The organism is Mycolicibacterium vulneris (genome assembly GCF_002104765.1).
Taxonomy (GTDB): Bacteria; Actinomycetota; Actinomycetes; order Mycobacteriales; family Mycobacteriaceae; genus Mycobacterium; species Mycobacterium vulneris.
On the sequence record NZ_NCXM01000132.1, the window covers coordinates 1 to 232 of the forward strand.

The window sequence follows — 232 nt, forward strand, 5'->3', positions numbered from 1 at the left end:
GAGTCACCAGCAGGACGCCCTGCAGCCAGTCCGCGGTCAATTGTTCCAGGCCCGGCCAGCAGCGGCCGCGACCATGGAACAGACGGCGGGTCTCCGCCGGCGCCGGGGACAGCGCGGCGAGCAGGTGCTGGAGGAGGGTATCGAGGGCTTCGCGATTCATGGCGGTTCGGCGTTGAAAAAGGGGCGGATTCTACCCGTTGCGTGACGGCCAGTACGCCCCTTCGCTTCAATC

The 232-nt window shown here is 67.2% G+C and carries 1 protein-coding gene; it reads right to left on the reverse strand.

Annotation, left to right across the window (positions count from 1 at the left end):
* Positions 1 to 160, reverse strand: a 160-nt coding sequence (locus B8W69_RS32140; protein WP_181447520.1) for a class I SAM-dependent methyltransferase, incomplete at its 3' end; no start/stop codon positions are given.
* Between the last annotated feature and the right edge of the window lie 72 nt (positions 161 to 232).